The sequence below is a fragment of the Priestia sp. P5_B4 genome, from assembly GCF_056400385.1.
The window spans coordinates 1-8,278 of record NZ_JBFULJ010000119.1; the positions used below are offsets into that span (position 1 = coordinate 1).

Sequence of the window (8,278 nt, forward strand, 5' to 3'; positions counted from 1 at the left end):
CCTTTATAAAGAAAATATCCCTCATATTGATGCGGATGTATTTAGCGGCTGGGGCAAACTTCAGTCTGGCTCTGAACTTTCTTCCCATGAACAGGAGAAGGTCAATCGCCTTGCAGAATTGAGCGAACAGTTTGTATCAGCGGACAAATATATTTTTGTAACGCCTATGTGGAACTTTTCGTTTCCACCGGTTATGAAAGCCTATTTAGACTCTGTAGCCGTAGCGGGTAAGTCATTTAAATACACGGCAGAGGGTCCGGTTGGGCTATTAACGGATAAAAAAGCGCTTCATATTCAAGCGCGCGGAGGCATTTATTCTGAAGGCCCTGCAGCTGATATGGAAATGGGGCATCGTTATATTGGGATTATGATGAATTTCTTCGGAGTACCTTCGTTAGACGGCATTTTTGTGGAAGGGCATAACGCAATACCAGATAAAGCCCAAGAAATTAAAGAAAAAGGAATAGCAGAAGCAAAAAAACTTGCCCAAACTTTTTAATATAAAGAGGCTGTAACAAAAATATTTTAATTGAAGGAAGATCCGAACGAGGACTCGAGACTCTTAATGGAGCATCAACTTTGTTCGGATTTTTCTGTTGGTAAGATGAACGTAGCTTTCATGCATGGTGGCTGCTTCCAGCAGTTAATTGGAGGGCAATGCGAAGACTCCTTCGGGGAAAGCGGAACAGATGAGACCCCATAGGCGCGTAAGCGACGAGGAGGCTCATCGGCCGCACGCGGAAAGCGAAGCCTTGCACGGAAATTAACTGCGATGTAACAAGCCATTCATACTAGATCATTTATCCCGTTTGTTCGTCTTTCGATGGAGGTGATTTCGTTATGTCTAAGTCTCTTTTCTACGCAAAAAAACTTTCTCTTTCCTTTTCGATCCACCTGTCCATTTCTCTATCACTTTTTTCTACAAGTCTGTTAACGAGAATATCATGCCAAATATAATTTTCAAGTAAACTAATGTTGACTGGGTTATTTGTATAGTACGCCATTTCTTTATGACCATAAATCATTTCACTGCTGTCAACAGATATAATAAACCAGTTTTGATTCCCAATGTTTTCGGTATAGCTTGTATGGCGGTGCCGGTCAAATTCCTCCATCGCTTCATCTTGTTCAAACACAATTCCTTTTAGTGTGACGCTCTCCCTTAGCTGTAATAAAAGAGGCTTCAACTCATTATAAATATCGGGCCAAAGCGAGATGACAATTTTATTTTTTGCTTTTAACAATAGCGACTCACAAAAAGCAAGAATGGCTGTTTCTCCTTTCATCGTCATAACCCGGCTTTCTTCTATAGACTCTGCAGCTTCAAGACGTTTAAGCGTTTCGCTAACGTCTTCATACGTTTCGTGCCATTTTTTTTGCAGCGAATGCAAAAAAGCATCGACGGGCAGCGATGTGTACTGGGTGCCATCATTACTCTCTTCTTTTAACACMATGCCTTTTTCCTCTAGTGTTTGTAAAATATCGTATACACGCGCTCTTGGCACACCTGAATGTTTACTAATGCTATAAGCAGTGGAAGATCCTTTTTTGACAAGTGCCACGTATACTTTTGATTCATACTGATTAAATCCAAGCGACTGCAGCTGCTGAATAATATTTTCCATAAAGGAAACCTCCCTGTTTTTTAAGTTATTTGAAATTTTCATCATTTACATATTTACAACTGCTTTTTATATAGTTACTATTTAAGTAGTCACTATATATTATGACATGAGGAAGGTGCTTTATGGAAGAATTAAGTTTACAGATTGTTCTTTTGCTTTTACTATTTGGTTTTTTAGCCGCATTCATTGACTCTGTAGTTGGCGGAGGCGGTTTAATTTCAACGCCTGCCCTTTTATTTTTAGGCCTGCCTCCCGCTGCTGCCTTAGCTACAAATAAGTTAGCCGGAACGATGGGCGTATTAACGAGTACCATTCGATTTGTCAAATCCGGAAAAGTCGATTTTCGCGTCGTAGGTAAATGGTTTCCTTTTGTATTTATTGGTTCTTTAGGAGGTTCAATCACCGTTCATTTTCTATCCTCCGCTTTTTTGAAACCTGTTATTTTGATTCTCCTTGTTGTAGTTGCTATTTATACAATCTTCAAAAAAAACTGGGGCACCACGTCTACGTATAAGCCGCTGTCTATTAAGAAACTTATTTTCTTTACCGCACTTATTTTTATTATTGGCTTTTACGATGGATTTTTAGGAGCAGGCACAGGTTCATTTATTTTATTTGCTTTTTTATTTATGGGATTTGATTTCCTGCAGTCAGCAGGCAGCGCAAAATTTTTAAATTTCGGCAGTAACTTAGGTGCTTTGCTTGTGTTTTTATATTTCGATTCTGTTGTATTTTCTTACGGATTAATTATGGGGTTTGCGATGATCGCGGGTTCTTTTGTCGGGTCAAATGTCGCTCTATCAAAAGGCGTGACGTACGTCCGAACGCTTTTTATCCTTGTCACTTTAAGCCTTATTAGCAAAAACATATTCGATTATGTGAATCAGTACAAATAAATCAATGGTTTCTTTAGAACCATAACAATGAACCTATATATCTATTAGATTAATAAAACCACCTCTTACTATTTTCTTATTTTTGAGTAAATATGTAAAAAAACACTAAAATTGTTGTATACTGGCCCATGTTGTTTTACATAATTTAGAAATATTATACAGAGGTGAACATTTTGTTTAAGAAATTCAGGTTTTTATGGTTTATTTTGCTGATCTTTGCACTTATTTTTGTCAAAAATACGTTCTTTTCTTCTTCAGAGAACGCTGCTGAGACTCTAGCAACGTCAGATGTTCCACAAGCCGCGGCTACTTTCAAAGAGGGAAACAATCAGCAGGACGGAGTCATTATTCAAAAATATCGCAAACAGCTAGATGCAGCGCAGAAAAAAAACGACGAAAAAGCGACGAAAGAAATACAAGAAAAAATTTATGAAGACGGAAGACAGGCGGCACTAAACTTTTTACCACGCAATAAATTTCAAAGAGCTTTTTTCCAGCCTTCTAAAAAATCGGCCGATGACATTTATAATTTTCTAATTGCCCAAGTGGGGTTTGGAGGATATGATTCTCTTTATCAAGAAGCAATAGCCGCAAAAAACGATGCAGCTTCTTCTACTGATGAATTAAATATGAGTGGCATTCAAGTTAAAACCGCTGCACTTACATACGGCACACTAGCACAAAGAGAGCAACTGCTTGTTACAAGTCTTGCCTATGACTTAAGCAGCGTAGGCGTCATTTCTTCCGATACAGCTAAAGATATTGATAAAAAAGCTACTCATATGCTAGAAGTTAGAAAAGAAGGAATAAATGCCGCGATGCAGAAATAGTTTTGCGAAGTGAAAAGCAGCAGGTAAAAACTGCTGCTTTTTTATTCTAACGTTCAGGTATTTCACTATTTTAATAGCCGATCATTTAATAACACTGGTTAAAGCTTTCATACAATGATATAAAAATGGAGGTAATTTCTATGAAAGAAGCGATTGTTTATCAATACGATGCGTTCAGTACGCGCCCTAATAAAGGAAACCCTGCAGGAATTGTGTTTAATGGAGATGATTTTTCAGCTGAAGAAATGCAGATGATTGCTTATCAAGTACAGTTTAACGAAACGGCTTTTATCATGAAGTCTTCCCGCGCTGATTTACGAATTCGATATTTTACACCCGGACAAGAAGCAGATTTGTGCGGTCATGCGACCGTCGCTTCTCTTTATGCTTTACACAGTAAAAACAAACTTCCAAAAACTACATTTACAGTGGAAACAAATGCTGGAATTTTGCCGATGACTGTACAGAATAGAAACGGACAACCTGTTATCACCATGAGTCAAGCTTCTCCGCAGTTTCATCCGTTTTCAGGTTCAAAAGAAAAACTGGCAAAAGCTCTTAATCTTCATATTGATGACCTTGATCAAAGACTGCCTATTGTATATGGAAGTACAGGGAACTGGACGCTTATTGTACCTTTAAAAAATTTAGATGCCTGTAAAAAGATGAAGCCTAATCAAGAAGATTTTCCTCATATTTTAACAGATATGCCAAAAGCATCTATTCATCCCTTTTGTTTTGAAACGATTCACTCAGAAGCTCATATGCACGGAAGACATTTCTCTTCACCATTTTCAGGTACGGTAGAAGACGCCTTAACTGGAACAGCATCAGGCGTAATGGGCGCCTATTATGCGAGATATGTGGACCAGCAAGATAACGGCCGCTGGCAATTTGTCATTGAGCAAGGACAGGAAATAGATAAAGATGGCTTCGTTCATGTAGAAATTACAAAAACAGAGAATACGTATGGTGTGGTAATCGCAGGAGAAGCTGCCTATGTAACCAAGCAAATCGTTTCTCTTTCCTAATAAAAACGTGTCCGCCTATTTGGCGMACACGTTTTTTGTTTAGTAAATAATAGCCTGTACGCTCATTATTGTAACGGTTAAAATAAGAATCACATTCCCTATAATTAACCACGGCTTTGCGCTTCCTCTTCTACCTTTAATAGCGGTGATTAGTCCAGCAATGGGCAATAAAGCCATAACGATGACCCAAATTTTACGAAGAATGCTGGAGTCCAAATAAAAACCAAACTGCATCATCGCAAATAACACGACTGTGATAAGGAAGAAAAGTGTAGGCACAGCTAAATGAATACCTCTTGGTCTCATTGAGTAGTACACAACATCACTTTCTTTCTATGTAAAATCTTACGTAAAATAACGTTATCATTTACAAAGAGTTTTGACAACTTTTTGAAGGAATTTGTCAACAAATTTTAATAATCTAGAAGAAATTACTTCTCACTCAGCTGCCCTAAGACTGCCGGCAGTGCAGAAATAACGTCGCTTGCTAACATATCCATCATTGTATGCCCCTGATCGAGCAGCACATCCGCTGCTTTTCCGTGAACATATACCGCATTGCTGATTGCTTCTTGAAGAGAATCATGCTGCATAATAAAAGCGAGGATGATCCCTGTTAACGTGTCACCCGTTCCGCCTTTTGCAAGTCCCGCGTTTCCAGTGGTATTTACGTATTGTTTTCCGTCAGGTGTTGTAACAATCGTGTTTGGACCTTTTAATACAAGGTACACACCATGTTCTACTGCGTATTGCCTAGCTATTGAAAATCGATTTGCTTCTACTTCGGCGATTGTTGTGTCCACGAGCCTTGCCATTTCTCCCGGATGAGGCGTTAAAATCGTTGCATGTTCTCTTTCTTTTACTTCTTTTTCTAAATGGGGAAGATGAAAAAGAGCATCGGCGTCCACCACAACAGAAACCGGCTGGTGAAGCACTTGTTCGACGACTTTCTTCGTTTCTTTGGTTCTCCCAAGCCCTGGTCCGACTGCAATTGCATCATACTTCCCTGCTTCTAAAGGCATCTCGCCTGCAAAAAATCCATCTTTGCTTGGACATGGTTTATACATCACTTCCAGCATGTGAGCAGCTGCAATCGCATGAATATCGCTCGGAAGCGCAAGCGTTAAAAGTCCCGCTCCGCTTGTGAGCGCTGCTTTTGACGTTAGCATCGGCGCTCCGGGTGTTTGAAGCGAACCTCCTATTACGATTCCTTTTCCATGTGTACCTTTATTAGACGAAGCGTTTCGAATGGGAAAAGATTGTTTAATATGCTGAGTTGACCATACTTCCTTAAGAGATGAACTTTTTTCAATTGCTAGCGGCGGAATACCGATATCTACTACAATCAATTCACCGTAACTTTCTTTACTCGGGTATGTAAATGCCGTGACTTTCGGCTGCTGAAGCGTAATCGTAGCATCTGCACGTACCGTAAGCCCTTGCTTCTGTTCCATTACTCCACTTGGGACATCGATGCTGTATATGTAAGCATTAGAATCGTTTATTTTTTTTATAATGTCATCGTAAGGAGATTTGATACTGCCTTTTACGCCTATACCTAATAAACAATCAATAAGAACCGTATACTTTTTCACAGAGAAGTTGTCTCCAGCCGATTGCCACGTGAACCCAGCATTTTCATAGATGATCATGGCTTTTTTAGCCGCGCCTTTTATTTTTTCCCGTGCAGGAACTACCCAGACGTCAACTTCATAGCCTTTTGACTTCAAAGCACGGGCAATAACAAAGCCGTCTCCTCCATTGTTTCCCGTTCCTATAAGCAGCCCTATGTTTTCATGTTTTTTGATTCGCTCACTCAGCGCGTTGGCAGCAGCCTGCCCGGCATTTTCCATAAGGGACTCTTCACTCATCCCAATTGTAATCATCATATAATCATCCACTTGATACATCTCTTGATTCGTTACAATTCTCATTATGCTGCTCCTTACTGAAACGGAAATGGTTCATCTGTATTTACCGTTCCTTTTATTTTCGTTATAGTTAATTGTTCTCCTTTCACCCAATCTTCAAACGAGAAAATGAGAGGCTTTGCTTTTCGTCCAATCCCCACAATGACTTGCAGCGTCTCCGGTACATATGCTACTGTATGAAGCGTTCCAGCAGAATTCCGATAATCTTCTTTAAAAATACCRTATTCATCTTCATTAAATAAAGAAAAAGCTTCAAGAGGCGATAGCTTTTTTTCAATATGATCTCGAATATGATCGAGCCTTTCCTTTGACTCTACCAAATGATGACGATTTTCTTCGACCAGCTGATTAAAATGGTTCGTACACCCCATCATCGTCCCTCTTTGTACATGAACGCCTCGTCCAGATGCTTCGACTACTGCTCCCTGCCCGCTGCGGTCATAAATGGAATAATTAAACGCATGACGATGCGGTGCTCTTTCTAAAATAGCAATAGCCTCTTCTGTCGTTTCACATGTTTCTAAAATAAACCGAGCGAGCGTACAGCAAATAAATCCGTTTGTTTGACGGCGGCGATTAACAAAATGATAGCCAATTGCCAGTCCTTTTTCATTCATTCCATCCATTCGCCCAATCATTCTCGTTCCAAATCCGACGCTTGCATATCCTTCATTTGGCTGAAAAAGCAAAAATCGACCTTCGTACGTTTTAGGATGATAATCGTAGTTTCGTACATACACGCCGTGCTGCATAAGAGCCGAACATCCTGTTTTTTTCCACTCTTGCTGATACCCGCTGTATTCATGAATAACGTCTTCAAGAGGCCAATCTAAGCCTTCTGCTAAGCCCACTAGCTCATCCCACAGTCCACGAGCAAATAAGTCGTAATAATGACGAGCTTCTTTTGCTATCGTTTGATAGCTTCGTAATGAACGTTTTCTTCTTTTTTGATGATTTTTAAACAGCTTTGTTCCTTTATGTAATTTTCCTTGCATTTCACCAAGCTCTCGGTAAGAGCCTCGTCCTTGAATGACTTCTACCTGTATTTCTTTCACTTCTATCACTCCAATTTTCCAGTACCTTTATTGTGCAGCAAGCGCTCTATTCTTTGCAACTTTCTCCTCTCATAGAACTCTCTTCCTTTGAATACAGTTATAAAGAAACAGGTCGAAAGATTGAAAAGCATTATCATAAGAGGTGATCATATTGCTAAAGGAAGTTCAGCTAGAGATTCAGCGAAGAATCGCCTATCTGCGTCCAACACAAAAAAATGACGGGTCATTTCGCTACTGTTTTGAAACAGGCGTTATGCCTGATGCGTTTTTAATTATGCTTCTTCGCACCTTTGATTTAGATAAAGAAGTGTTGATTAAACAATTAACCGAACGGATCGTTTCCCTTCAAAATGAAGATGGTCTTTGGACGTTGTTTGATGATGAAGAACATAACTTATCCGCCACTATTCAAGCTTATACAGCTCTTTTATATTCAGGGTATTACCAAAAAAACGACCGGATTTTGCGAAAAGCAGAAAGATATATTATAGATTCGGGAGGCATTTCGCGCGCTCATTTTCTCACAAGATGGATGCTTTCTGTTAACGGTTTATACGAGTGGCCAAAGCTATTTTACCTCCCGCTTTCTCTTTTACTCGTGCCTACCTATGTACCGCTTAACTTTTATGAATTAAGCACTTATGCCAGAATTCACTTCGTTCCGATGATGATAGCAGGAAACAAAAAATTTTCACTTACTTCTAGACATACACCTTCTCTTTCTCATTTAGATATAAGAGAACAGAAACAGGAATCGAAGGAAACTGCTCAAGAATCACGCGCTTCTATTTTTTTAGTCGACCATTTAAAACAGCTGGCTTCTTTACCTTCTTACATCCACAAGCTTGGTTATCAAGCAGCTGAGCGTTACATGCTAGAAAGAATTGAAAAAGATGGAACACTCTACAGC

At 39.5% G+C, this 8,278-nt stretch carries 8 protein-coding genes and 1 pseudogene; 5 read left to right on the forward strand and 4 right to left on the reverse strand.

Features of this window, described 5'->3' with window-relative positions:
* Positions 1-499, forward strand: a 499-nt coding sequence (locus AC1DRF_RS12020; protein ID WP_477740815.1) for an FMN-dependent NADH-azoreductase, incomplete at its 5' end; no start/stop codon positions are given.
* Positions 500-857: 358 nt separating this feature from the next.
* On the opposite strand, the gene AC1DRF_RS12025 is transcribed toward AC1DRF_RS12020, so the two are convergent.
* Positions 858-1,625: a TrmB family transcriptional regulator gene (locus AC1DRF_RS12025; protein WP_477740816.1), complete on the reverse strand. Its 768-nt coding sequence runs from the start codon at positions 1,623-1,625 to the stop codon at positions 858-860.
* A gap of 122 nt (positions 1,626-1,747) precedes the next feature.
* Between AC1DRF_RS12025 and AC1DRF_RS12030 the strand changes: the two genes are divergently transcribed.
* From AC1DRF_RS12030 to AC1DRF_RS12040, 3 genes are all read left to right on the forward strand, one after another.
* The gene (locus AC1DRF_RS12030) at positions 1,748-2,521 is read left to right on the forward strand and encodes a sulfite exporter TauE/SafE family protein (protein WP_427076194.1); all 774 of its coding nucleotides are present in this window, start codon (positions 1,748-1,750) and stop codon (positions 2,519-2,521) included.
* A 164-nt stretch (positions 2,522-2,685) separates the two neighbouring features.
* On the forward strand, positions 2,686-3,351 hold the full coding sequence (locus AC1DRF_RS12035) for a hypothetical protein (protein ID WP_427076195.1): 666 nt from the start codon (positions 2,686-2,688) through the stop codon (positions 3,349-3,351).
* A gap of 140 nt (positions 3,352-3,491) precedes the next feature.
* The gene (locus AC1DRF_RS12040; RefSeq protein WP_427076196.1) at positions 3,492-4,382 is read left to right on the forward strand and encodes a PhzF family phenazine biosynthesis isomerase; all 891 of its coding nucleotides are present in this window, start codon (positions 3,492-3,494) and stop codon (positions 4,380-4,382) included.
* A gap of 39 nt (positions 4,383-4,421) precedes the next feature.
* Here AC1DRF_RS12040 and AC1DRF_RS12045 read toward each other — a convergent pair whose 3' ends face one another.
* The 3 genes from AC1DRF_RS12045 to AC1DRF_RS12055 form a co-directional block, all read right to left on the reverse strand.
* Entirely contained in the window at positions 4,422-4,688 is a 267-nt protein-coding gene (locus AC1DRF_RS12045; protein WP_013083004.1) for a hypothetical protein, read from the reverse strand.
* A gap of 125 nt (positions 4,689-4,813) precedes the next feature.
* Positions 4,814-6,316 (reverse strand): NAD(P)H-hydrate dehydratase, encoded by a 1,503-nt coding sequence (locus AC1DRF_RS12050; protein WP_427076197.1) that lies wholly within the window; start codon positions 6,314-6,316, stop codon positions 4,814-4,816.
* A gap of 11 nt (positions 6,317-6,327) precedes the next feature.
* Positions 6,328-7,368 (reverse strand): C45 family autoproteolytic acyltransferase/hydolase, encoded by a 1,041-nt coding sequence (locus AC1DRF_RS12055; RefSeq protein WP_230183916.1) that lies wholly within the window; start codon positions 7,366-7,368, stop codon positions 6,328-6,330.
* A gap of 142 nt (positions 7,369-7,510) precedes the next feature.
* On the opposite strand from AC1DRF_RS12055, the pseudogene AC1DRF_RS12060 reads away from it, so the two are divergent.
* Positions 7,511-8,278 (forward strand): annotated as a pseudogene (locus AC1DRF_RS12060) (squalene--hopene cyclase); the annotation flags it as partial.

Bases quoted from the DNA above. Each gene is read 5' to 3' on its own strand.
- AC1DRF_RS12030 (WP_427076194.1), top strand. From the start codon at position 1,748: ATGGAAGAATTAAGTTTACAGATTGTTCTTTTGCTTTTACTATTTGGT.
- AC1DRF_RS12040 (WP_427076196.1), top strand. From the start codon at position 3,492: ATGAAAGAAGCGATTGTTTATCAATACGATGCGTTCAGTACGCGCCCT.
- AC1DRF_RS12045 (WP_013083004.1), bottom strand. From the start codon at position 4,688: ATGAGACCAAGAGGTATTCATTTAGCTGTGCCTACACTTTTCTTCCTT.
- AC1DRF_RS12050 (WP_427076197.1), bottom strand. From the start codon at position 6,316: ATGAGAATTGTAACGAATCAAGAGATGTATCAAGTGGATGATTATATG.